At 60.9% G+C, this 22,526-nt stretch carries 20 protein-coding genes; 3 read left to right on the top strand and 17 right to left on the bottom strand.

Going from position 1 to position 22,526, the window contains the following annotated elements:
• Positions 1 to 2: 2 nt before the first annotated feature.
• The 9 genes from ACEWPJ_RS17055 to ACEWPJ_RS17015 are packed head-to-tail and all read right to left on the bottom strand — an operon-like array spanning position 3 to position 10,854.
• The gene (locus ACEWPJ_RS17055; protein WP_101657250.1) at positions 3 to 797 is read right to left on the bottom strand and encodes a citryl-CoA lyase; all 795 of its coding nucleotides are present in this window, start codon (positions 795 to 797) and stop codon (positions 3 to 5) included.
• Complete coding sequence (locus ACEWPJ_RS17050) at positions 797 to 1,711, bottom strand: SDR family NAD(P)-dependent oxidoreductase (RefSeq protein ID WP_238372695.1); 915 nt, start codon at positions 1,709 to 1,711, stop codon at positions 797 to 799. The genes ACEWPJ_RS17055 and ACEWPJ_RS17050 overlap by 1 nt, the downstream gene beginning before the upstream one ends.
• 12 nt (positions 1,712 to 1,723) lie before the next feature.
• Positions 1,724 to 2,683 (bottom strand): hydroxymethylglutaryl-CoA lyase, encoded by a 960-nt coding sequence (locus tag ACEWPJ_RS17045; protein ID WP_238372694.1) that lies wholly within the window; start codon positions 2,681 to 2,683, stop codon positions 1,724 to 1,726.
• A 4-nt stretch (positions 2,684 to 2,687) separates the two neighbouring features.
• Positions 2,688 to 4,694 carry an acetyl/propionyl/methylcrotonyl-CoA carboxylase subunit alpha gene (locus ACEWPJ_RS17040; RefSeq protein WP_238372693.1) on the bottom strand — a complete coding sequence of 669 codons (2,007 nt, stop codon included), beginning with the start codon at positions 4,692 to 4,694 and terminating at the stop codon, positions 2,688 to 2,690.
• 10 nt (positions 4,695 to 4,704) lie between these two features.
• On the bottom strand, positions 4,705 to 6,312 hold the full coding sequence (locus ACEWPJ_RS17035) for an acyl-CoA carboxylase subunit beta (protein WP_238372692.1): 1,608 nt from the start codon (positions 6,310 to 6,312) through the stop codon (positions 4,705 to 4,707).
• Positions 6,309 to 7,700 (bottom strand): phenylacetate--CoA ligase family protein, encoded by a 1,392-nt coding sequence (locus tag ACEWPJ_RS17030; RefSeq protein ID WP_238372691.1) that lies wholly within the window; start codon positions 7,698 to 7,700, stop codon positions 6,309 to 6,311. Before ACEWPJ_RS17030 ends, ACEWPJ_RS17035 begins: the two co-directional genes overlap by 4 nt.
• A gap of 26 nt (positions 7,701 to 7,726) precedes the next feature.
• Entirely contained in the window at positions 7,727 to 8,875 is a 1,149-nt protein-coding gene (locus ACEWPJ_RS17025) for an acyl-CoA dehydrogenase family protein (protein ID WP_416514302.1), read from the bottom strand.
• 21 nt (positions 8,876 to 8,896) lie between these two features.
• On the bottom strand, positions 8,897 to 9,676 hold the full coding sequence (locus ACEWPJ_RS17020; protein WP_238372689.1) for an enoyl-CoA hydratase/isomerase family protein: 780 nt from the start codon (positions 9,674 to 9,676) through the stop codon (positions 8,897 to 8,899).
• Positions 9,673 to 10,854: an acyl-CoA dehydrogenase family protein gene (locus tag ACEWPJ_RS17015; protein ID WP_238372688.1), complete on the bottom strand. Its 1,182-nt coding sequence runs from the start codon at positions 10,852 to 10,854 to the stop codon at positions 9,673 to 9,675. The genes ACEWPJ_RS17020 and ACEWPJ_RS17015 overlap by 4 nt, the downstream gene beginning before the upstream one ends.
• Positions 10,855 to 10,947: 93 nt before the next feature.
• Between ACEWPJ_RS17015 and ACEWPJ_RS17010 the strand changes: the two genes are divergently transcribed.
• Together ACEWPJ_RS17010 and ACEWPJ_RS17005 are read left to right on the top strand one after the other, a co-directional pair.
• Positions 10,948 to 12,981 (top strand): FAD-dependent oxidoreductase, encoded by a 2,034-nt coding sequence (locus ACEWPJ_RS17010; protein WP_238372687.1) that lies wholly within the window; start codon positions 10,948 to 10,950, stop codon positions 12,979 to 12,981.
• A gap of 27 nt (positions 12,982 to 13,008) precedes the next feature.
• Complete coding sequence (locus tag ACEWPJ_RS17005; protein WP_238372686.1) at positions 13,009 to 14,529, top strand: class I adenylate-forming enzyme family protein; 1,521 nt, start codon at positions 13,009 to 13,011, stop codon at positions 14,527 to 14,529.
• Between the two features lie 20 nt (positions 14,530 to 14,549).
• On the opposite strand, the gene ACEWPJ_RS17000 is transcribed toward ACEWPJ_RS17005, so the two are convergent.
• From ACEWPJ_RS17000 to ACEWPJ_RS16980, 5 genes are all read right to left on the bottom strand, one after another.
• Positions 14,550 to 14,978, bottom strand: coding sequence for a PaaI family thioesterase (locus ACEWPJ_RS17000; RefSeq protein ID WP_238372685.1), 429 nt, complete (start codon positions 14,976 to 14,978; stop codon positions 14,550 to 14,552).
• A 21-nt stretch (positions 14,979 to 14,999) separates the two neighbouring features.
• A complete protein-coding gene (locus ACEWPJ_RS16995; protein ID WP_416514301.1) occupies positions 15,000 to 15,437 on the bottom strand; it encodes a helix-turn-helix domain-containing protein in 438 nt (145 codons plus the stop codon).
• Positions 15,438 to 15,708: 271 nt separating this feature from the next.
• Complete coding sequence (locus tag ACEWPJ_RS16990) at positions 15,709 to 16,563, bottom strand: SDR family oxidoreductase (protein ID WP_238372683.1); 855 nt, start codon at positions 16,561 to 16,563, stop codon at positions 15,709 to 15,711.
• Positions 16,560 to 18,497 (bottom strand): AMP-binding protein, encoded by a 1,938-nt coding sequence (locus ACEWPJ_RS16985; RefSeq protein ID WP_238372682.1) that lies wholly within the window; start codon positions 18,495 to 18,497, stop codon positions 16,560 to 16,562. Before ACEWPJ_RS16985 ends, ACEWPJ_RS16990 begins: the two co-directional genes overlap by 4 nt.
• Before the next feature lie 102 nt (positions 18,498 to 18,599).
• Positions 18,600 to 19,361, bottom strand: coding sequence for a glucose 1-dehydrogenase (locus ACEWPJ_RS16980; protein WP_111368607.1), 762 nt, complete (start codon positions 19,359 to 19,361; stop codon positions 18,600 to 18,602).
• Positions 19,362 to 19,487: 126 nt separating this feature from the next.
• Between ACEWPJ_RS16980 and ACEWPJ_RS16975 the strand changes: the two genes are divergently transcribed.
• On the top strand, positions 19,488 to 20,819 hold the full coding sequence (locus tag ACEWPJ_RS16975; protein WP_273545119.1) for a TetR/AcrR family transcriptional regulator: 1,332 nt from the start codon (positions 19,488 to 19,490) through the stop codon (positions 20,817 to 20,819).
• 15 nt (positions 20,820 to 20,834) lie between these two features.
• Here the strand turns inward: ACEWPJ_RS16975 and ACEWPJ_RS16970 are convergent, their stop codons facing one another.
• Genes ACEWPJ_RS16970 through ACEWPJ_RS16960 form a run of 3 tightly spaced genes read right to left on the bottom strand, consistent with a single transcriptional unit; the run spans position 20,835 to position 22,513 of the window.
• On the bottom strand, positions 20,835 to 21,236 hold the full coding sequence (locus ACEWPJ_RS16970) for a PaaI family thioesterase (protein ID WP_027238768.1): 402 nt from the start codon (positions 21,234 to 21,236) through the stop codon (positions 20,835 to 20,837).
• Complete coding sequence (locus tag ACEWPJ_RS16965) at positions 21,236 to 21,694, bottom strand: PaaI family thioesterase (protein WP_416514300.1); 459 nt, start codon at positions 21,692 to 21,694, stop codon at positions 21,236 to 21,238. The genes ACEWPJ_RS16970 and ACEWPJ_RS16965 overlap by 1 nt, the downstream gene beginning before the upstream one ends.
• Positions 21,695 to 21,730: 36 nt before the next feature.
• Entirely contained in the window at positions 21,731 to 22,513 is a 783-nt protein-coding gene (locus ACEWPJ_RS16960; RefSeq protein WP_416514299.1) for an enoyl-CoA hydratase-related protein, read from the bottom strand.
• Positions 22,514 to 22,526: the final 13 nt, after the last annotated feature.

Here is a 22,526-nt window from a genome sequence, read left to right as displayed (position 1 = left end):
GGCTACTTCGCTCCTGGTCCCGACGTTTCAAGAATTTCCTGTTCGGCGCGCTGCCACAGCTCATAGGAAATCGGGTTTTCGCTCTCTTCGAGGATATGACCGACCAGACCGATGGCACGCGCCATGACGCCAAAGCCGCGCACGATCTTCCAGGGGAAGCCGAATTCACAGCAGATTGCACCGATCGCCCCGGTGGCGTTGATCGGCAGCATCTTGCCCGATTTTTCTTCGGCGACGGCCTGAATTTTCTGGATCAACGCGATGTATTCACCGGATTTTCCGTTTTCGGCGGCGATCTGGAACAGGCGCGGCGTGCGCGGATCGACAGGCTTGTGCACCGGATGGCCAAGCCCCGGCACGATGGCCTTGCGGGCGCGGAATTTTTCAACTGTTTCGACGGCAAGCGCATCCAGATCGACGCCGGTGCCGAGTTTTTCCTGCGGCAGCGCCTCGTAAAGCAATTTCGAGGCACCCTCCATCGAACCGACAAAGACGGTGCCAAGCCCACACAGCCCGGCCGCAACGGCCGCCTGAAGCGATTCCGGCGCACCCATGTAAGTCATCCGCGCCGCCAGAGCCGAAGGCGTGATGCCATGTTCGACAAGGGTAATGACGATGGCGTTGAACACCCGGCTTTCCTCGGGCGTGGCTTTCCGTCCCGTCAACTGCAGGAACGCCAGATCGCCGAGGTTCATGTGCCCGAGGATCTCGTTCGGCAGGTCGAGGCCACGCACGCTGATCTTGTCAGAGGTGCTCCAGGCAATATCGGAGCTTATTTTTTCTTTGCGTTTTCCCATTAGACCGGATCCCACGAAAAGACATCCGCCGAAACCTCGAGCGGCGTGAACTGTGATTTGAGCGCGGGAATGGCGCGCTCGGCGATTTCATCGGCGGTCCAGCCATCACCGGAATGGACCGACCGCACGGGGCGGGGCTGGTTGAACAGGAAGATCTCGTTTTTGCGAACCGCAAAGATTTGACCGGACACGTCAGCCGCGCGGTCGCTCATCAGAAAACAGGCCATTGGCGCGACCTTGGCCGGTGTCATTTCCTTGATCTTCTCGACACGCGCCACCTGTTCCGGGGTGTCTGTCTTGATAGACGAGATCATCCGGCTCCAGGCGAAGGGCGCGATGCAGTTCGAACGCACGTTCCAGCGCTTGAGATCCAGCGCGACCGATTTCGAAAAGGCAGCGATGCCCAGCTTGGCGGCGGAGTAATTCGCTTGGGCAAAGTTGCCGATCAGCCCCGAGGTCGAAGTCATGTGCACCAGCGCGCCGCCCTCCTGTTCTCGGAAATAGTCGGCAGCCGCGCGGCTGGTATTGAAGGCGCCGTACAGGTGGACCTTCACCACCGCGTCGAAATCCTCGTATGTCATCTTGTGGAAGAACCCGTCACGCAGGATGCCGGCGTTGTTCACCACCGCGTCGATACGGCCGAATTCCTTGACACCGGTCTCGATCATGGCGCGCGCGGCGTCGGGATCGGTGACGTTGCCGCCATCAGCGATCGCGTTGCCCCCTGCGGCCTTGATTTCTTCGACGACCTTCTGCGCTGCGGTTTCTGTCTGGCCTTTGCCTTTCAGAGATGCGCCCAGATCATTGACCACAACGGCAGCGCCTTCGGAGGCTGCCATCAAGGCGATATCACGCCCGATCCCACCGCCGGCCCCGGTGACCAGAACCACCTTTCCATCAAGTGCCTTTGTCATCTTCATTCTCCCTCAGCTTGCCTTGCGATACTTGTCCAGGCCGCCGGTATGCATGACCCGGCCCATGAGCGGTACGCCGATGATCTCTTCCGCCTTACCCGCCGCCGCAATCAGCTTGTCCAGATCAATGCCGGTTTCGATGCCGAGCTCGTGACACAGGAACACCGCATCCTCGGTGCAGACATTGCCTGCGGCGCGGGCGTGGCCGTGGCCCGCGAAAGGACAGCCGCCAAGACCGGCGACCGAGCTTTCGAACATGTCCACGCCCATCGACAGGGCGGCATGCAGATTGGCGATCCCAAGCCCCCGCGTGTCGTGGATGTGCATGCCGATGCGCGCCTCGGGCGACATTTCGCGCAGTGCGCCGACCATTCGTTTGACCGCCTCGGGATTCCCCCAGCCCATGGTGTCGGCGATCACAAGGATTGGCACAGGGATGTCCTCTTCTTCGCAAAGCTGAAGAATGAAGCGGAAATCGTCCAGAATGCGTTCTTGCGGGATGGGGCCTTCGAGGTTGCAGCCAAAGGCCGTCATCACATAGGCGGCGTCGACCGTATATCCCTCTTCCGTGTAAAGACGAACCCAGTCGCGTTGTTTTTCCCGCATGTCTGCGGACGAACAATTGTTGTTCGATTGGGCAAATGCCTCGGATGGATAGAACAGCAGACGCGGGTCGATATCGACCTCATGCGCCGTCAGGGCCTTGCGAAACCCTTTGTCGTTCAGCCACAGCGACGTGTAATTCACGCCCGGCTTGCGCTTGATACGCTGGAACAACTCCCCGGTGTCTGCCATCTGCGGCACATATTTCGGGCTGACAAAGCTACCGACCTGAATGCGCTTCAGACCGGTTTCGCTGAGCATGTCGATCAGTTCGATCCGTTCTTCGATCGGATAGATCTTTTTTTCGATCTGAAATCCCTCACGCGGGCCTTCTTCACGAAATTCGACAAATTTGGGAAAGTCGTTCATTTCATCACTCCTCGGATGGTAGAATCTCGGCGATGACCCGGCCGCGATCGACCATGTCCCCATTCGAGACGGATATGTTGCTGGCGATCCCCGCTGCGGTGGCGCGGATCGAGATTTCAAGTTTCATGGATTCCATGACCGCGAGCACATCGCCTTCGGCCACGGTCTGCCCGTCTGCAACCTTGACCTCGACAATCATGCCGGTCAGCGGCGAGGCCACAGACCGATCTGCCGCCGCATCGCCGCCCGCAAAGTCAAGCGGGGCTGCTGGACGGAAAACAAGGCGGCCTTCGGGCGTGTCCATTTCGATCACGCCAGCGTGGCGGCGCGCGGCGAGCACAAAGATGGACTCACCTTCCGCGACGCGCCAGCTACCGGGCGAAATTTCACGCACGGCGAGGATGATCCTGGTGCCGTCTTCTGCGATCACGGCGTATCGGTCCCCGGATTTTACAGGGCCGACGCGCAGTTCTTCGGATGCACCGGTCGTGTCGGTCAATGTTACGCGCTGTCCCGCTTCAAGCGGGTCACCGCCCAGGCCAAGCCGCCAGCCAGTGAACGTGGAAAGATTGGTCCAAGGGTCCGCGCATGGGTCACGCCGGTCGGACGCCACGAAGAGAACGGCAGCGGCCGCTTTCCACAACTCGGGGCGCGCAAGGGCGGGGGGGGACGTCAGTGCGTCAAGCCTGCCGTCGATCCAGCGCGTATGAACCTGCATCTGTTCGAATTCGGGATTGCGCGCCAGTGCTTTCAAAAAGGCGCGGTTGGTTTGCACACCCTCAACTGCGACGTGATCCAAGGCTGTCGCCAGCCGCGCCAAGGCGGTTTCCCGGTCCGGCGCATGCACAATCAGTTTGGCGATCATCGGATCATAGAAGGGCGTCACTGCGTCGCCTTCTTCGACACCGCTGTCGATGCGCAAACCTTCCGGCAGGCTGAGCGTGGTCAAGGTGCCGGTTGAGGGGGCGAACTGCATCGCCGGGTCTTCGGCGTAAAGCCGCGCCTCGACCGCGTGGCCATTGATCTTGAGGTCATCTTGCATCAGGCCAAGGCCCGCGCCTTCTGCAATGCGCAGGTGAAGCGCAACAAGGTCCAGCCCGGTGATCGCCTCGGTGACGGGGTGCTCCACCTGAATGCGGGGGTTCACCTCGAGAAAGAAATACTCGTCCCCTGCAACCAGAAACTCCACCGTGCCGAGGCCGCGATAGTCAAGCGTTTCACCCAGGCGCACCGCGTCATGCGCGATGTCGTCCAGAAGCGTGCGCGGCAGTCCCCAAGCCGGAGCTTCTTCGATGACCTTCTGGTGACGGCGCTGAAGCGTGCAATCACGTTCGAACAGGTGCACCACGTGCCCCTTGCCATCACCCGCGATCTGCACTTCGACATGGCGCGCTTCTGGCAGGAAACGTTCCAGCAACAGCCCTTCGGAGCCAAAGGTGGATTTCGCCTCGCGAAGGGCGCCTTCGATGTCTTCCACAAGCGTGGCCTCATCGGTGACAAGCCGCTGGCCGCGCCCGCCACCGCCGCCGACGGCCTTGAGCAGAACGGGCAGGCCCATTGCGCGGACTTCATCGGCGATCTCTTGGGGATCGGACCGCGCGCCTTCAGCGCCCGAAATAACCGGAACGCTGGCGGTCACGGCGGCCTCCTTGGCGCTGGCCTTGTCGCCGAAACGGTCAAGCGTGTCCGGCGTTGGCCCCATGAAGATCATGCCGGCGGCCTCGACCGCACGGGCAAAATCGGAGTTCTCGGCCAGAAAGCCATAACCGGGGTGGATCGCATCCGCGCCGACCGATTTCGCGGCGGCAACCACCGCGTCGATCTTCAGATAGCTCTCGGACGCCGGTCCGGCGCCGATGCAGACTGATTGCCCGATCTCGCGGACGTGCAGGGCATTGGCGTCGGCTTCGGAATGCACGCCAACAGGGGTGATACCGCTGCCCCGCGCGGTACGCGCGATCCGGCAGGCAATTTCGCCGCGATTGGCGATCAGAAGCGTCTTGATTTTCATGATACGCTCCTCACATCCTGAACACGCCGAAATTGGTTTCGGCCTTGGGTCTGCGCGAGGTCACATCCAGCATGAGCGCCATGACATCGCGGGTTTCACAAGGCTCGATCACGCTGTCGATCCAGAGGTTAGAGGCAAAATTGTAAGCACCTTGAAAATCCTCGTATTCCTTGCGGATGGGCGCCTTGAAGGCTTCCTCCTCTTCGGGGGTCCAGCTTTTGCCTTCGCGTTCGTTGATCTGTGCGCGGACCTGCGCGAGCACGCTGGCGGCCTGTTCCGGCCCCATGATTGCGGACCGTCCTGTTGGCCAGGCGAACATTGCGTCCGGCTGGAATGGGCGGCCCAGCATTGCCAGGTATCCCGCCCCGTAAGAGCCGCCGGTGATGATGGTAAACTTTGGCACCCGGGCCGAAGACATGGCCGTGATCATCTTGGCACCCGCCTTGGCGATGCCCATCTGTTCGACCTCGCGGCCAACCATGAAGCCGTTCACATCCGCCAGAAACAGCAGCGGAATATCGCGCTGGACGCAGAGGTTGATGAAATGCGTCGCCTTCAACGCGGCCTCGACGAACAGCACGCCGGTATTGGCGAGAATGCCCACTTCGTGGCCGTGGATGCGGCCCCAGCCGGTCATGATCGTGTCGCCGTAAAGCGGCTTGAACTCGTGGAAATCGCTGTCATCCACAAGCCGTGCGACAATCTCGCGGTTGTCGGTTGGCACCTTGGGGTCGCGGCTGACGATGCCGTAGATTTCCTCGACCGGATAGGCGGGCGCGCGCGGCGTCTTGGGCGTCTTGCGGGGCAGGGGTTTTTCGCCCAGATGGCTGACGATCTCGCGGGTGATGGCCAGCGCGTGGGCGTCATCCTCGGCAAGATGGTCGGTCACACCCGACACGGACGAGTGCATCTTGCCGCCGCCCAGTTCTTCGGCATCCACCTTTTCGCCGGTGGCAGCAAAGGTCAGTTCCGGCCCGCCAAGATACATGAAGCCCTGGCCACGCACGATCACCACCTCATCGCAGAGCGCCGGGATATAGGCACCGCCAGCGGTGCAAGGCCCCATGACGACAGCGATCTGCGGCACCCCGTCACCGGACATGCCGATCTGCTGGTGAAAGATCGATCCGAACTGCCCCTCATCGGGGAAAATGTTTTCCTGATCCGGCAGGAAGGCACCGCCGGAATCCACCAGCGTGATAACCGGAAGACGGTTCTTCCAGGCAATCTTCTGGGCGCGCACGTGCTTGCGCGAGGTCATGCCGAAATAGGTGCCGCCCTTAACGGTAGCGTCATTGGCGATGATCATGCACTGGCGGCCCTCGATCACACCGATGCCGGTGATGATGCCGCCACCCGGTGGCACGCCATCATATTTGTTCAGCCCGGCAAGCTCCCCGACTTCCAGAAAGGGGGTGCCCGGGTCGATCAGCCGCTCGATCCGTTCCCGCGGCAGGATCTTGCCCTTCTTCACGTGTCGGTCCCGTGCCTTTTCGGGACCGCCAATGCGTTGCAGAAGCCGAAGGGTATGCAGCTCGCCGACTTTGTCGCGATACTGTGTATCGTTTTGCCGGAAGTCATCGGACCCGGTATCGAGTAGGGATTTCATTTTTGTCATGGCAGCTCGGGGTATTCTCTCAGAACAAAGGCAACCTTGGCGGCGCCGGGTTTTTCAAAAGTGTCAGCCGCCACCAGATGGACGTCGGCCTTGAAGACGAGCGCGTCGCGCAGCCGCTGTTCGATTTTCTTCTTGAGGGCGTCGTCATCCGCAGCGTCGCGACCGGGACCGCGCTCGACGATCACCGTCAGCGCGCCCTGCGTGGTATGGCCTTTGAAATCGGCCACGATGCGCATGACGCCGTTGGTGTCCGGCACCATTTCGGTGATGACGCTGTTGATGGCCGACGGGAAAACATTGGCACCGCGCACGATCAGCATGTCGTCGGTCCGGCCTGTGCACCGGATCTTGGGGCCGGTCCGCCCGCAGGAGCATTCGGTGTCGATGACCTCAATATAATCACCTGACCGGAACCGCACCACCGGGCTAGCCTGACGGCCGAGCGCGGTATAGATCATCTCGCCTTCGGCGCCTTTTTCCCAAGGGATGATTTCTCCGCTTTCGGGATCCAGCAGCTCGGTGATGATATAGTCCATGTTGACCATATGCATCCCCGACTGGGCGTCGCATTCGGCCCAGTAGGTCACACCCAGATCGGTGCCGCCCAGCATTTCAGTGCATTTTGCACCCCAGGCCGCTTCGATCTTGGCGCGAATTGCCGGGATGCCACCACCGGGCTCTCCGCCGACGATCACCTGTTCCACGCCCAGCTCACTGGCCTTGCATCCCAGCACCTCTGGCGCTTTTTCAGCCAGGTGCAGAACGAAATTCGGTGCGCCGACGATGCAGCGCGGACGCGTGTCGGCGCAAGCGCGCAGCAGCCGTTCCGCACCGCCATCCGCGCCCACCGGCACATCGATCGTGCCCATGTATTGCAATCCCTGCATCACGGGGATGCCGCCGACAAAGCCCTTGGCCAGCGAAAACGCGTGCAGCACCATGTCGCCGGGACGCACGCCATTGGCAAAGAAGCATCGCGCTGTCATCTCGTGCCACATTTCGGTATCCGCTTCGGTCAGCGCCACATAGGACGGACTGCCGGTTGTCCCCGATGAGGCTTGCATCTGAATGATGTCCGCCATCGGCGCGGCGCGGTGTTTGCCGAACGGCGGCTCGGCGGACAGGCTTTCGCGGATCTCGGTCTTGTAGGTATAGGGCAGCTTCTGTAGGTCTTCGATGGTGCGAATATCGTCGAACTCCACGCCGGCCTCGGCGAACTTCTCCTGATAGAAGGTGGAGTTCGTCTTGAGATAGGCCATCTGCGCACGCAGTCGCTCTTCCTGAATGCGGCGCACCTCTTCGAGCGCCGTGCCCTCGATTTCGTGCCAGAAACGATCGTTTACCTTGTCGGCGGCATCCTCCCGCCGGAAGCGCATTCCAAATTGCATGTCGTCCTCCCTGTCGGCCAGCGCGATCAATAAGACCGCGGCAGACCCATGACCTTTTCGCCGATGAAGCTGAGGCACAGTTCGCGATTCACGGGTGCCGTGCGCAGCAGGCGTACAAGCGGATACATCTCGTATAGTCCCGTATCCTCGGTAAAGCCCGATCCGCCATGCGCCTGCAGCGCGGCATCCACGGCCTCGATCCCGGCTTCGGCGGCGGCATACTTGGCCATATTCGACGAGGCCCCCGCGGGCAGCTTGTTGTCGAATTCCCAGGCCGCGCGTCGGGTCATCAGGCTGGCCATCTCGACCGCTGTGTGCGCCTTGGCCATCGGGTGCTGCACGCCCTGATGCGCGCCGATGGGCTGATCGAAGACATTGCGCTCGGAGGCATAGGCCACCCCCTTGTTCAGCGCGAAGCGGCCGATGCCGCAGCACAAAGCGGCCAGGATGATGCGTTCGGGGTTGAGACTGTCGAACAGAATCGAGAACCCTTCGTCAACCTCGCCGACAACGTCCTCGGGGCCCAGATCGACCTCGTCAAAGAACAGGGTCCACTGTTCTTCGGGCAGGGGGATCGAGATCTTCACCCGCTGCTTGTCGACACCCTTTTTCTTCAGGTCCACCGCAAAGAGCGTGAAGCCGTCGGTCTTGCGGCTGACTTCGGTGTGGGGCTTGGTGCGTGCTACCACCAGACAATAGTCCGATACCTCGGCGCCGGTGATAAAGGTCTTTTCGCCCGACAGGCTGAACCGGTTGCCCCGGCGCTTGGCCAGCGTGGTGGCCTTCATCGTGTTGGATCCGGCCCCCGGTTCGGTGATCGCGAAACAGAACTGGATATCACCACGGCAGGCGGCCGGCAGCAGTTCCTTCTTGTGGAATTCGCTCCCGTGGCTGGCGATGTGGGCCAGCGACATGGTCGGCCCGACCACCATCATCAGAAGCGGAATGCCGTGATTGGCGGTGCCTTCCATGAACAGGGCCATTTCGGTCATGCCAAGGCCGGCGCCGCCGTATTCCTCGGGCACCATGATGCCCAGAAAGCCGTCATCAGCAATCTGTTTGAACATCTCCTGCGGGAATTCATGCTTGCGGGCGTGGTCCAGCCAATATGCATTGTCGTATTTCTGCGCCAACTGGCCGCCGTATTCGTAAATCTGGCGCTGTTCGTCGTTCAAAGTGAATTCCATGTTTCGTCCTCAAGCCTTGAATTCAGGGGTGCGCCGGTTCTCGAACGCGTCGAGCCCTTCGGTGACGTCATCACCGGGCAACGCGCGTACGGCGGCATCCAGCTCAAGCCGCATCTGCTGGTCGATGCCCAGGTCCGCGCCTTCCCGCGCAAGTCGCTTCATCTCGGCGATACCCGGACGCGAGCGGGTGGCGATTTTCTGACAGTATTCCAACGCGGTCTGATGCAACTCCGCATCCGGCACGATATAGTTGACCAGACCGGCATCTTTGGCCTCTCCTGCCGCAAGCCAGCGGGCTGAGAACATCAGGTCGAGCGCCCGGCGCTGCCCCATCAACCGCGTTAGCCGTTGTGAGCCGCCCCAACCGGGAATCAGTCCGAATTGCGCATGCTGATCGCCGAACTGAGCGGTTTCGGCGGCGAAACACACATCGCATGCCAACATCAGTTCGATCCCGCCGGCCAGACACAACCCCTGCACTGCCACCACGACAGGGAGGGAGGAGGTTTCGAGCGCACGCAGGTTGTCCATGCCAAAGGCGATGAAGTGATCCAGCGCGGCGGGATCGTTCAATTTACCTTTCACTTCCACCAGATCGGCGCCTGTGCAAAAGTGCTTGCCCCGCGCCCGGATGAGGATCGCCCGGATATCCGGGTTCGCCTCGAATTCCGAACGCGCGGCAGATATGCGCTCATGCACGTCAAGTGATAGGCAATTGAATTTCTCGGGGCGGGCCAGCTCGATGATGCCGGTGTTGCCCTCGGTCGTGACGATGATGGGATCGTTCATTTCTGTGCTCCCGTCGCCTTCTTGTCATACTGCAGCGCCATCCGTCCGACCTTCTCGCGGGCAATCACCAGCTTCTGGATTTGCGCTGTGCCGTCACCGATCTGCAGGCCGAGCACATCGTTGTAGCGCTGGTGGTGAGGCAGGTCGGTCGTATAGCCGTAATGCCCGTGCAGGATCAGGCACTGGTGCAGGATCTCGCAGGCGGTTTTGGGCAGGTACCACTTGCACATCGCCGCCTCGGACGTATGCGGCAGGCCGCGGTCACGCAGGTCCAGCGTGTAATAGCAAAGCTGGCGCATCATGGTCAGTTGGGTCTCAGCTTCGGCCAGCGGGAAACTGACGCCCTGATACTGCACGATCGGGGCCCCGAAGGCTTCGCGTTCCTGAACGTAGGCCCAGGTTTCATTCACAGACGCTTGCGCGGCACCCAGGCACTCCAGCCCGATCAGTGCGCGCGAATAATCAAACCCGGCCATGATCGTTCCGAAGGCGCGATCCTGTTCGGCCATCATGTTTTCGGCCGGCACGAAGACGTCGTCAAAGAACACCGACCCACGCCCGACGGGCTTGGTGCCGATGTCGTCAAAATGCGTGCGCTTGATGCCGTCCTGGTTCAGATCGACAAAAAAGGCGCTGACCCCGCGTGAGCCACCGTTAGGATCGCCGGTGCGGGCAAAGACGACCGCCGCATCGGCCTGACTGGCAAAACTCATGGATGTCTTTTCACCGTTCAGCCGCCAACCGTTTCCGGATTTCTCGGCCTTGAGGATCAGGTTCGCCGCGTCCGATCCGCCGCGCGGCTCTGTCAGACCCAGACCAATGACGGCATCACCCGAAACAACCTTGGGCACCCATTCCGACGCGATGTCGCGGGAGGCGTGTTTGGCCACCATTCCGCCCATGAGAGAGCCCAGAAGCTGCACGTAACTTGCATTGAAATCGGCATAGGCGATCTCTTCGACGATCATCCCTGACGTGACAGAGCTTTCACCCAGTCCGCCGAATTCTTCGGGCAGATCGGCCCCAATCAGGCCCAGTGCGCCCATCTCCCTGATTAGCGCACGATCGAAGGTATGGCCGCTTGCGCGCTCCTGATATGTGGGCGCAAGCTTTTCAGTTGCGAAGCGGTTCGCGGTTTCGCGAAACGCTTTTTGTTCGTCTGTAGGCTGGAATTGCATCGGTGCTCCTCCCCATGAGCGAAAATCTTCTTTCCAAAAATCTAACAAATGTTAGAATACAGATCAAGTATAGTTTTGAGGAGGATGCCCACAATGGAAAATATGCCAACGGAGAGCTTCGGGACCATGCTCTCGCCGATCCGCGCAGGCCAGCATACATTGCGAAACCGTGTCATCATGGGGTCGATGCACACGCGGTTGGAAACCGAGCCTGACGGCATAGCCAAACAGATCGCTTTTTACTCTGAGCGGGCGCGGGGGGAGGCGGCGATTCTGGTGACCGGCGGGTTTTCCCCCAATGCCGAGGGCATATTCGATCCCGAAGGTCCGCGAATCGACGACCCGGAAGAGGCGCGCAGCCTGCGCCCGATCTGCGAGGCGGTGCAGGCCGAAGGCAGCCTGATCTGCGCGCAACTCCTCCACGCCGGGCGCTATGCAAAAATCGAAGGTTGTGTGGCCCCTTCGCCGATCCGTGCTCCGATCAACCGTTTCGTTCCGCGTCAAATGACCGAAGCCGATATTCTCCGTACCATCGAGGATTTTGCTGCGGCCGCCGCCAATGCGCAGGCTGCGGGCTTCGATGGCGTCGAAATCATGGGGTCCGAGGGATACCTGATTAACGAATTTACCGTGACCCATACCAACAAACGTGAAGACGACTGGGGCGGAAGCGCCGAGAACCGACACCGTTTTCCGGTCGAGATTGTGCGCGCGGTGCGTGAACGCTGCGGGCCGGAGTTCCTTGTCATCTATCGGATTTCGGCGGCCGATCTGGTCGAAGGCGGCGCGCCAGCCGATGAAATTGCCGCACTGGCCTGCAAGATCGAGACCGCAGGCGCGGATATTCTGAACACCGGCATCGGTTGGCACGAGGCCCGCGTGCCGACGATTGCCTATCCGGTGCCGCGCGGTGCTTGGCGCAAGGCAGCGGCCAACGTGAAAGCGGCGGTATCGATTCCGGTGGTCGCCTCGAACCGAATCAACACACCCGAGCTTGCCGAAGACATCCTTGCCTCTGGCGATGCAGACATGATCTCGATGGCGCGCCCGTTTCTGGCCGATTCGCATTTCGTGAAAAAGGCGCGCGAGGGCCGCGCTGACGAAATCAACACCTGCATCGCCTGCAACCAGGCCTGTCTGGATTTCATCTTTTCGGACCGGCCTGTCGGATGCCTGGTTAATCCAAGGGCTGGGCGTGAAACGGAATTCCGGGACACGCTAACCGACGCGCCAAAGAAAGTGGCTGTCGTCGGCGGTGGCGCGGCAGGCCTGGCCACGGCGGCCGAGGCCGCGCGGCTGGGCCACGATGTCACGCTGTTCGAAGCGCAAGGCAAGCTGGGCGGTCAGCTGAATCTGGCCCGCGCGGCGCCGGGCAAGGACGAATTCGACGAAACCCTGCGGTATTATGCCGGTCTGCTGAAGAAGCACGGGGTCAAACAGCGGCTGGGGCAGCGGGCAGACATGAGCGATCTTGACGGCTTCGACCATGTGGTCATCGCCACGGGGGTCACGCCCCGCGTTCCCGACCTGCCGGGTATCGACCATCCCAGTGTCGCGACTTATGCGGAAATCCTGTCCGGTGACCGCGAGGCGGGCGACCGTGTCGTGGTGATGGGGGCAGGGGGCATTGGCCATGATGTGGCCGAGTTCCTGGTGACCGAACCCGCCGAGGCCGCCAACACAGACGCCTTTTGCGAAACATGGGGCGTGGACCCCGAGTTTGCCACCCCGGGCGCCCTGGCTGGCGATCCATTGGCACCGAAACCGTCGCGACGCAAAGTCGTTATGCTTCAGCGCAAGGCAGCAAAACCCGGCGCGGGGCTTGGAGTTTCAACAGGGTGGATCCTGCGCAACGCGCTGCGCAAACACGGGGTCGAGGCGATGGGCGGGGTGACCTATGACCGCATCGACGACGCGGGGCTGCATATCCTCACGGACGAAAGCCCAATGATCATCTCGGCCGATACGATTGTGCTATGCACCGGCCAGGAGCCGGAACGCGCCCTGGCAGAAGAGCTTGCCGCGCGCGGCGTCACGGTTACGATGATCGGCGGGGCAAAGGAGGCCGCCGAACTTGATGCTCTGCGCGCCATTGATGAAGGGGTGCGTCTGGCGCAAAGTCTCTGAACCGAAACCCTGGCAAGTGAGGATACCATGCTGACCGACGTCGTCCGTGCAGGGCGCGCTGATCTGTATTCGATCTTTCGAACCCGCGCACAGGACTGCGCGGGTGATCTGGCCATCGAGGACGGCAGCAAGAGACTGACCTACGGCGAATTGCTGGGGCGGGTCGATCGTCTGGCGGCTGTCTTTCTGGCACGAGGCGTGGCGCCCGGCGACAGGATCGCGATCCTGTCGCACAACCGCTCAGAATACCTGGAGGTCGAACTGGCAGCGGCAGGAATCGGCGCGATTGTCGCTTGCCTGAACTGGCGGCTCGCCCGCGATGAACTGCGGCACTGCATCGATCTGGTCGCGCCGGTGCTCGCGGTTGTCGAACCGGATCTTTCAGAAGCGTATCGGGCCGTCGCGGCGACACCCTGTCTGACCGTCGGGCCAGACCTGGAAACGGCCATTGCCGGGGTCCAGCCGGACCCGCGCATCGGAACCATAGTCGACGATCCAGAGGCCGGTCTGACGATTCTTTATACCTCGGGGACTACGGGCCTGCCCAAGGGGGCGCTCATCAGCCACCGCGCGCATATCGCCCGATCCATGGCATTTGCGGCACAACTGGCGCTGGATCCCGGTGACGGGTTCATCGCCTGGGCACCGATGTTCCACATGGCCTCCACCGATCATGCGCTGGCAACGATCTTGCGGGGCGGGACCGTGGTGATGGTGGACGGATTGCAGCCTGCAGTGATCAACGAAGCGTTGTCGCGCTACCGGATCGGCTGGTTCGTGATGATGCCCGGTGCGCTGGACGCCTTTATCGCAGAACGACGCGCCAACCCTTTGCCCGTGAAGGGGATCAAGGTTTGCGGCGCCATGGCCGATCTGGTGCCGCCGCATCAGATCGCGGAACTGACAGCCCTTCTGGACACGCCCTATCTGAATTCTTTCGGCGCAACTGAAACCGGCCTGCCGCCGGGGACCGCCGATCTGATTGCGCCGGGTGTTACCCCGGACCGGCTTTCCAAGCGCATCAGCGCATTTTGCGAGGTTCGGCTGGTCGATCCCGACGACCACGTAGTGCCGGATGGGACGCCGGGCGAAATGGCTGTGCGGGGTCCGACAATGTTTTCAGGGTACTGGAACGCCGACGACGCCAACGCCCGCGACTTTCGCAACGGCTTTTTCCACATGGGTGACTTGTTCCGGCGCAATGCGGACCGCACCATCGATTTTGTGGACCGGGCCAAATACTTGATTAAGACCGGCGGCGAGAACGTCTATCCTGCGGAGATCGAGCGTGTCCTTCTATCTCATCCCGGTGTGGTTGATGCCGCGGTAGTACGGGCATTCGACGTGAAATGGGGCGAAAGTCCGGTGGCCTTTGTCGCCTGCAGCAAGGACGGGCCGGATGCCGAAGCGCTGATGAATTTGTGCCGTGACAACCTTACAGGCTACAAACGGCCGCGCGAGTTTCTTTTTATCGCGTTCGAGGATTTTCCCAGATCGACCAGCGGAAAGGTCCAGCGGCATGTCCTAGAAGCCCGGCTCGCGGATTGATTTGCGCCCCAGCCCGGTCGTCAGCCCATCACGCCGGTTCGTCCCACAAGCGCCATAAGCGTTCCGGTCATCGTTGCGACCAGCTTCTCATCCTCGCCCTTCACGGCATAGGCACGCGCTTCGCAGATGGTCAGAGTCCTTCCCGGCTTCACCACGTCAGCGACGAAGCGAAACTGTTCGCCGTCCGCCGGGTTGAGCAGATTGATCTTGAATTCGGCTGTCAAAACGGCCGCGTATCCGCAGGCGCTGTCGAGCGCGGTCGAAACGATTCCGGCATGTAAAAAACCATGCTGCTGGGTCAGCGTATCCTGATGTGCCATTTCCAGAACAATGCGGCCGGGCGACAACTCGGCAATGCTGATCCCCAAAGTATGCATCACGTGCTGGCGGTTGAAACTGTCATGCACGCTTGCGTCATAGTCGGCGTTTTTCGGTTCGAATCGCGTCATGGCGGGTCTTCCTCTTCGATTTCATTCATTGATGACCACTCTTAGACGGTCTTTGAGGCGCGCATCTTGTAGCGAAAGGCCAAATCGAATCGTTGCGGACTGAGCGCGCAACGCGCCGGGCGGTTTGCCGGCAAAGGTCCGGCAAGCGGCGGACAAATGAGATTGATCGTAATATCCGGCGTCCAGCGCCATATCGCTCAGCGGCAGGGTCTGTGACGCAAGCTGCCCGAGAGCCTGACGAAAGCGTCGCGAGGCCGCAAGCCTCCGCCGCGACACGCCGGTTTCCGCCCGCACCTTTCGACGTTCGGTCCGGTCGCTGTACGCTCCGGGTGGCGCGGCAAAGCGCAGGCCTTTCGCGAGGCCGTCAAGCACCGCGACAAGCGCAGGCAGGTCATCCTCCTCGGTCTGTACGCGGCCCAGTTCCAAGGCCAGCATGTCCAGCACTTTGCAGTCCGTCAATCGCTGCGGTCGTGACGACAGTCGCAGCCCGGCCACGACACCCTGGAATGGCCTTGGGCGGGGCGTGAAACAAGGGCGCGGTTCTGCCAGCGAAACGCGTGCCCCGTCGCTGTCGTCGCAGGTTATCGAAAGGGTAAAGAGGTCAGTTGCGAACCGCCCGCTTCCACGACGGCTAAGCACACCGGCATCGCGGAACATGAAAAGGTGATCGATCTGTGTGACCGCTTCCAGAGGCGGCACCAGCTCGAGATAGAGCGGCGGCGCCGCTAGGTCACTGCACGAATGCATCCCGGTTCTCGGCGACGAAACCAGCAAATCGACGGGCCGGGCGGCCCAACACGTCGCTGACCGTTGTCTCGATGCCGGCAAGGTAGCCCTTGGGCGCGAGGGAGGCCAGTTCGACCATGGCTCCGGCGACCTCATCCTGCATCCCACCGGCCACCATGCCCGCTTTCGCATCCTCGGCCGACAGGGGGGCACAGGTGACAGTCCGGCCTGCCACCTCGGACAGGAGGGCGGCAATATCTTCTGCGGCAAGGGCTTCGGGCCCGGTCAAACCAAGAGCCTTGCCTTCGTACCCCGGAGCGGTCAGCGCCTCGGCGGCGACATCCGCGATGTCGCGGGCGTCGATCCAGGCCACGGGGCCGCCCAGATCATCGTAGTACACCGCGTCCTTCGCAATGTTGCCGGCCTGCCACAGCAGGTTCTGCATGAAATAGGTCGGCTGAACGAAGGTCCAGTCAAGGCCGCTTTGCTTCAAGAGTTCCTGGGTTTCGGAATGCCATTTGCCGAAGGTCAGCCCCGCCTTGGGCGAGGCGCCAAGCCCGGTCGCCACGACAACATGGCGCACGCCCGCCGCCTTGGCTGCCTTGATCACGTTCGCCTTCCACTGGCGCATGTCCAGATGGGCAGGCGTGACCAGGTATATCTTTTCTGCCCCGTCACAGGCCCGCGCCAGCACGGCGGGATCGGTGAAATCCGCGGCGACCGCATCGCATCCCTTGGCCTTGAGCGCGTCGAGCTTGGAGGGGTCGCTGGTGACAGTGCGCACGGTTGCGCCCTTTGCCAAAAGCGTATCGACAAGAGGCGCGCCGGTGGTGCCCGTGGCTCCGAAAACAGTGATCATGGCTTTTCCTTTTGCAGGTCTGCGATGGGTTGAATGGTTTCCGGGTTGCTGATCGACGACAGATCGCCCGGATCTTCACCGAGAAAGGCGGCGCGCACTATCCGGCGCATGGTTTTCATGCTACGCGTCTTGGGCAGCGCCTCGACGAAGTGGATCTCGCGCGGGCGGAAGGGTTTCGAGACGATCTCTCCGACCCGATCCTTGAGCCGGTCCACGAGGTCCGCGTCCGGCGACACATCCGGTGCCGCCACACAGACGCAGACGACGGCCACACCCTTGATGTCGTCAGGTGCCGCGATGGCGGCGGCATCCACCACCTCTCCGCTCTCAGTCAGGGCCGCCTCGATCTCGGGCGGGCCGATCCGTTTACCGGCGAGGTTCAGCGTGTCGTCCGACCGGCCCAGGATAAACCATGTCCCGTCCGGATCGCAGCGCACCCAGTCACCGTGCCGCCAGAGGCCGGGGTAGGTGGACCAATAGGTCTCAAGATAGCGATCCCGGTCGCCCCAAATGGCCGGGGTCAGCCCCAGAGGCGGCTGGGTAACGACCAGTTCGCCCACTTCGCCCGGCGCGGCTTCGCTGCCGTCCTCGCGCAGCACCTTGGCCCCGACACCCAATGCCTGGGCGGAAAATCCGCCGGGCTTGATTTCATGCAGCACGGTCGAGGTCAGGATCGCGCCGAACAACTCGGTCCCGCCCGAAATGTTCAGCGGCACCGCGCGGCGGCAGCAGATGTGGTCCAGTTGCCAGAGCCAGGCGTCGTCGGTCCAGGGTTCACCGGTCGAGGCGACGATGCGCACAGGCGACAAGTCGTAGTTAGACAGAGGACCGGCCTCCTGCGTCATGAACTGCCGTACCAGGGTCGGAGCCACGCCGAGATGCGTGACCTCCATCTCGGACGCAAGACGCAAAAGTCTGAACGGATCGCCGGGCATCGAAGGTGCGCCCTCCGCGAGCACCAGCGTTGAACCCGATAGCAGCACCGACAAAAGGGTGAGCGGTCCCATGACCCATCCCATGTCGGTCATCCACAGGTGCCGGTCATCCTGTTTCATGTCTAGGCAAAGCAGGAAATCGGCCGTGGCCTTGGCCTGCACCCCCAAATGGGTATGCACGACGCCTTTTGGCCGCCCGGTGGTGCCCGATGTATAGGCGATAAGGAAGGGATCTTCGACCTTGACCGGAACGGCGGTAAACTCCGGACTGGCGGGGCCCACGGTTTCGGTCCAGTCGAGATCGCGGGCCGGATCGGCCGCCGCGCCGCCGAACCGTCGCAGGCTGACCACGGTGTGCACCGAAGGCACCTCGGTCAGGGCTTCGGCAAGCGCCGCCTCCATCCAGACCGGCTTGCCTCGCCGGGGTGTGGCATCCGCTGTCAGCACCGCCACGGCACCGGAATCGTTTAGGCGCGAGATGATGGCATGGGGCGCAAAGCCGGAAAACAGCGGTACCGCGACCGCGCCCAGTCGGGCAATACCCAAAAGCGCGGCCTCGATTTCGGGGATCATCGGCATATAGATGCCCACCGCCTGACCCGGCCGCACCCCGCGGACGGCAAGGGCAGAGGCGACGCGGGAGGCTTCGGCAGCAAGTTCGGAATAGGTCCAGCGGCGGCGACTTCCGTCTTCACCGACCCAGTCGATCGCGACCTTTTCGCCTCGGCCATCGGCAATTCGGGCATCAAGACAGGTTTCCGTAAGATTCAAAGTGCCTCCGACGGCCCATTTGATCGATTCAGGCCCGTCGGAAATATCCCGCAGCACCGTGTGCGGCTTGCTGAACCGAATACCAGCATGGTCAATGATCCGACTCCAGAACCGGTCCGGCTCCTCATTGGCGCGGCGGGCGAGATCCTTGTAGCTGTCGATACCGCAGTCCTTCAGAAAAGCGGTCAGCGTGCTCGAACGTTGAATGTCAGAGTCTGGCCGAAACATTCTTCACCTTTCTACAATGAAAAAGGGCCGCACATAAGGCGCGGCCAGTAGGGGAGGTATCTCTTGGCAGCAGCGCCCTGTGACAAGGGCTGCGACCAACGACTAGCCGTGCATCGACAAGCCGCCTGAAACCGAAATTACTTGGCCTGTGATGAACCCTGCGTCGTCGGATGAAAGAAAACAGATGATGCCGGGATAGTCGGAAGGTTGCCCCAGGCGCTTCATCGGGATCGCCCGCTTGAGACCCTCGGCAATCTTTTCGCCAGCTTCACCTTGCGCGAATTCGGCGAACAAAGGTGTGTCCGTGGGGCCGGGCGCGACAGCGTTCAACTGAACCCCCTTGCGCGCTAGTTCTCGAGCTACGGTCTTTGTAAAGGAAATGATGCCGCCCTTGCAGGCCGAATAGACGGCCTCGCCCGATGATCCGACACGACCCGCGTCGGACGCGATATTCACCACACGGCCGCCGCCGTTCTTTACCATGCCCGGCAGCACCGCGTGGTGCATGTTCAGCGGGCCATAGAGGTTGATGTCGATGACCTTCTTCCAAAGTTCGGCATCGGTGTCGAGGAACAGCCTACTTTCGTCCCAGCCGGCGTTGTTCACCAGCACGTCGATCGGACCTCCGGCCTCGAACTCGGTCACCGCCGTGTCGATCTGGGTGCGGTCGGTGATGTCTACCTTGAAGGCCTGCGCCTTTCCGCCAGCCTCGGCGATCAGTCGGACAGTTTCTTCCGCCCCATCCTTGTTCAGATCGAAAACGGCGACTTCGGCACCTTCTTCGCCGAACCGTCCACAAACCGCGCGACCGATGCCGCTGCCGCCGCCGGTCACGATGACCCGTTTCCCACTCAACCCTCGCATATGGAGGTCCTCCTCTTCCGCTATACCTTGGTAAAGAACTTGATTCGAGACGTTCTTTGGTGCATTCTAACATTTGTTAGATTTAATGCAATGGACAGCTTTGTGGCCAACGAGTATCGACATTGAATGGCAATAAGAACTGACGCAACCAACACAGTGAATGAAGATCTGAGCAAGTCAGAGAGGACACGTGAAGCCATTCTCTCGGCGGCCGCTCGACTTTTTCGGTACGAAAGCTATTACGCGACGACGATGCGCGACATCGCGCAGGAAGCAGGCGTTGAGGCCGGCAGCATATACTACCATTTTCAATCCAAGGACCAGATTCTGAGCGAGGTTCTCGAACTTGGTGTCCGTCAGCTCTACGAGGAGGTCCGAGAAATTGTTCGGGTTGCAAAGAAGAACCCGGAGGATTTCCGCAAGACCTTCGCATTGCTGATCGAAACACACCTGACCTACCTGTTGACTGAGAGCGATTTCACCTCGGCCAATATCCGGAACTATCCGATGTTGTCGGATGAAACCCGCGCGCCTCACCGTGAGTTGCGTGCCTCTTATGCAGGGGCCTGGGGCAGTTTCCTGAATGAAGCAAAACGTAACGGTCACCTTCGAAGTGACATATCCATTACTGTGATCCGCCAGTTCATCCTGAGTGCCATGAACTGGACCGTGGAATGGTACGATGTCGAAAAGTATCCGGTGCACATCCTCGCTGAACGTATGAGCAAGCTGATACTTGACGGTATGTGTTTGGATCGCAGAGCTGAAACAGAAGGTCTGAAGCTGACCCCCGCCGCTCCCGTCAATATCCTTGATACCAACGGCAAGGCCGCGAAGACCCGCGCAGAGATCCTGCGAGTGGCGGCGCGCGTTCTGAGGGACAATGGCTACAAGGCGACAACGCTGCGGAAGATCGCTGACGAAGCGGACATGAAGGCGGGTAGCGTCTACTACCATTTCAAATCCAAGGAAGCGATCGTGGACGAGGTACTCAACGAAGGGTTAAGCGATCTGCTATCCGGTGTCAGTGCAGCCGTTCAGAAGTTCGATTCCCCATGCGATCATCACACCAGAATAGCAACCGCAATCTGGACGCATCTGGATTTTCTCTTTAAGGCAAGCGAGTTCACCTCAGCGAACATCAGAAGTTATGGGATGCTGCCCAACCACTTTCGGGAAAGGCACCGAGGCATTCGCCACGACTACGGGCGACTTTGGGACATGATCCTTCGCGAAGCGCAGCAAGACGGTGCGATAAGGTCGGATATCAAGATCGTTCCTTTGCGCCAGGTGATGTTGGGTGCCTTGAACTGGACGGTAGAGTGGTTCGACCCGAACAAGGCAGGAGTGGAAGGGTATCTCTCACTGCCTGAGTTCTCCGGTATGCTCATCAAGCTTCTGCTGGAAGGAATTTGCAACCGGGAAACCGCCCCGTCTACAGGACAAGGCACGCCCTGAAAGCAGTCGCAGTGGTCAGACCAGAAGGAAGTGATACAGCCCTTCCGCAACCGCCTTTTCCCGGTCCGTCTGCCAGGTGATCACGCTGACGCTCGCCATCCGCTTGCCCTTGCGCGTCACATTGGCGCGGGCAAAAAGCGGCCCCTTCACGCCAGGTCGGAGGTAATCGACGGTCAGGTTAATCGGCTTGGCCGGGACATCCGCGAAGTCGGGCTGTACCGCGATCGCGGCCGTGGCTTCCATGAAACTCGCGATGATTCCGCCATGGTAGTACTCCATGACAGGGTTACCGATATGGCGGTCATCAAAGGTCATTTCAGCCTCGGCATGAAGGTTGTCCAAGCTTCGGATCTCAAAATTGAGAAATCGGAAGAACGGCACCCTGGATACATTGGCATTGGCAGTTTGCACATCCATCACGAGGTTTTTCCTTTAGTCATCGCATCAAACAGGTCAGTGCCGCCGCGCGTCAAAGCAAACGAGGCGGTTCCACGGGCAATTTCAGCATCCTCATGGCCCTCGAACCAGACGCTGCCGGAATTGAAGGCAATATGGCGGGTCTTCCGAAAACAATGCGCGCGAACGATGACATCCGCGCGCGAATAGGCGGGGCGCAGGTAATCAACTCTGAGGTCGAGAGTGGCCATGGTGCTGACGCCATCGATTGCCACAAAGTTTGCCAGTCCGAAGACACTGTCCAGGAGAGCCGTCAGGATACCGCCATGAAGCAGGGTCTGGTCCGCATCGACGCAAAAATCCGGATTAAACGGCATCCGAACCCGAACACCTTCGCTCGAAACCTCTTCGATCTCAAGCGCCATATGCGTAATCAGACCCTTGCCGCGCGCATTCCACATTTGCGCGATTTCCTCCATCTTCTTTTTGGTGATGTCAGACATGCGATCTTTCCTTTAACGCCCAGTGAAGTTAGGTTTTCGTTTCTCGATGAAAGCAGCAACCGCCTCGTGGTGGTCTTCGGTCTGATGCATGAGTGCCTGATAGGCCGCCGCGGAATTCAGGAAATCTGGTAGATCCATTCGTTCGGCATTGCGCATCAGACGCTTGGCGATTCGCACCGCGCGCGGTGGTTTCGCGGCGATCACGGCGGCCCGTTCGCGGGCCCGTTCCATCAATTTTTCATGGGGCACAAGTTCAAGCACCATGCCAAGCTCCAGTGCCTCTTCGGCCTCGACCATGCGCCCCGAGAAGGTCAGATCGGCGGCCTTCTGGTGGCCCAGACGACGCAACAGGAACCAGCTGCCTGCATCGCCCGGAATAATCCCGAGATTCAGAAATACCTCGCCGAACTTTGCTTTCTCCGATGCGATGCGCATGTCGCACATCATGGTCAGGTCGCACCCCGCGCCGACCGCGGGTCCGTTGACCGCGGCGATCGTCGGAACATCCAGGTTATAGAGCGCCTGTGGCAGGCGCTGCACCCCATCGACATAGCTCTGCGCCGCCGCAAGCGGCTCCTTGCGAAAGATGCTGTCGGGGTCGTTCATCTCCTTGATGTCGCCGCCGGCACAAAAGGCCGGGTCGGCGCCGGTCAGGATCATGACGCTGACCTGCGGGTCTGCCTGCACCTTGGCGAATGTGTCCAGAAGGGCGGCGATCATTTCATTACCGGTGATCGGGTTGCGACGCTCGGGATCGTTCAGCGTGACCGTGGCGATCCTGTCGCAAATGTCCAAAAGGACGGGTTGC

Origin of the sequence: Aliiroseovarius sp. YM-037 (assembly GCF_048060095.1) — a bacterium.
Lineage (GTDB): Bacteria > Pseudomonadota > Alphaproteobacteria > Rhodobacterales > Rhodobacteraceae > JBLUOA01.
Note: the sequence above shows the minus strand (reverse complement) of the source record. Positions and strands in the feature narration are given on the sequence as shown.

What these genes read in the sequence shown, in the direction of transcription:
- ACEWPJ_RS17035 (WP_238372692.1), bottom strand. Translation starts at nt 6,312, where the DNA reads ATGACAAAAATGAAATCCCTACTCGATACCGGGTCCGATGACTTCCGG.
- ACEWPJ_RS16985 (WP_238372682.1), bottom strand. Translation starts at nt 18,497, where the DNA reads ATGTTTCGGCCAGACTCTGACATTCAACGTTCGAGCACGCTGACCGCT.
- ACEWPJ_RS17050 (WP_238372695.1), bottom strand. Translation starts at nt 1,711, where the DNA reads ATGACAAAGGCACTTGATGGAAAGGTGGTTCTGGTCACCGGGGCCGGC.
- ACEWPJ_RS17005 (WP_238372686.1), top strand. Translation starts at nt 13,009, where the DNA reads ATGCTGACCGACGTCGTCCGTGCAGGGCGCGCTGATCTGTATTCGATC.
- ACEWPJ_RS16990 (WP_238372683.1), bottom strand. Translation starts at nt 16,563, where the DNA reads ATGATCACTGTTTTCGGAGCCACGGGCACCACCGGCGCGCCTCTTGTC.
- ACEWPJ_RS16965 (WP_416514300.1), bottom strand. Translation starts at nt 21,694, where the DNA reads ATGGAGGAAATCGCGCAAATGTGGAATGCGCGCGGCAAGGGTCTGATT.
- ACEWPJ_RS16970 (WP_027238768.1), bottom strand. Translation starts at nt 21,236, where the DNA reads ATGGATGTGCAAACTGCCAATGCCAATGTATCCAGGGTGCCGTTCTTC.
- ACEWPJ_RS17000 (WP_238372685.1), bottom strand. Translation starts at nt 14,978, where the DNA reads ATGACGCGATTCGAACCGAAAAACGCCGACTATGACGCAAGCGTGCAT.
- ACEWPJ_RS17055 (WP_101657250.1), bottom strand. Translation starts at nt 797, where the DNA reads ATGGGAAAACGCAAAGAAAAAATAAGCTCCGATATTGCCTGGAGCACC.
- ACEWPJ_RS17015 (WP_238372688.1), bottom strand. Translation starts at nt 10,854, where the DNA reads ATGCAATTCCAGCCTACAGACGAACAAAAAGCGTTTCGCGAAACCGCG.
- ACEWPJ_RS17030 (WP_238372691.1), bottom strand. Translation starts at nt 7,700, where the DNA reads ATGCAATTTGGAATGCGCTTCCGGCGGGAGGATGCCGCCGACAAGGTA.
- ACEWPJ_RS16980 (WP_111368607.1), bottom strand. Translation starts at nt 19,361, where the DNA reads ATGCGAGGGTTGAGTGGGAAACGGGTCATCGTGACCGGCGGCGGCAGC.
- ACEWPJ_RS17040 (WP_238372693.1), bottom strand. Translation starts at nt 4,694, where the DNA reads ATGAAAATCAAGACGCTTCTGATCGCCAATCGCGGCGAAATTGCCTGC.
- ACEWPJ_RS16975 (WP_273545119.1), top strand. Translation starts at nt 19,488, where the DNA reads ATGGCAATAAGAACTGACGCAACCAACACAGTGAATGAAGATCTGAGC.
- ACEWPJ_RS17020 (WP_238372689.1), bottom strand. Translation starts at nt 9,676, where the DNA reads ATGAACGATCCCATCATCGTCACGACCGAGGGCAACACCGGCATCATC.
- ACEWPJ_RS17010 (WP_238372687.1), top strand. Translation starts at nt 10,948, where the DNA reads ATGGAAAATATGCCAACGGAGAGCTTCGGGACCATGCTCTCGCCGATC.
- ACEWPJ_RS17045 (WP_238372694.1), bottom strand. Translation starts at nt 2,683, where the DNA reads ATGAACGACTTTCCCAAATTTGTCGAATTTCGTGAAGAAGGCCCGCGT.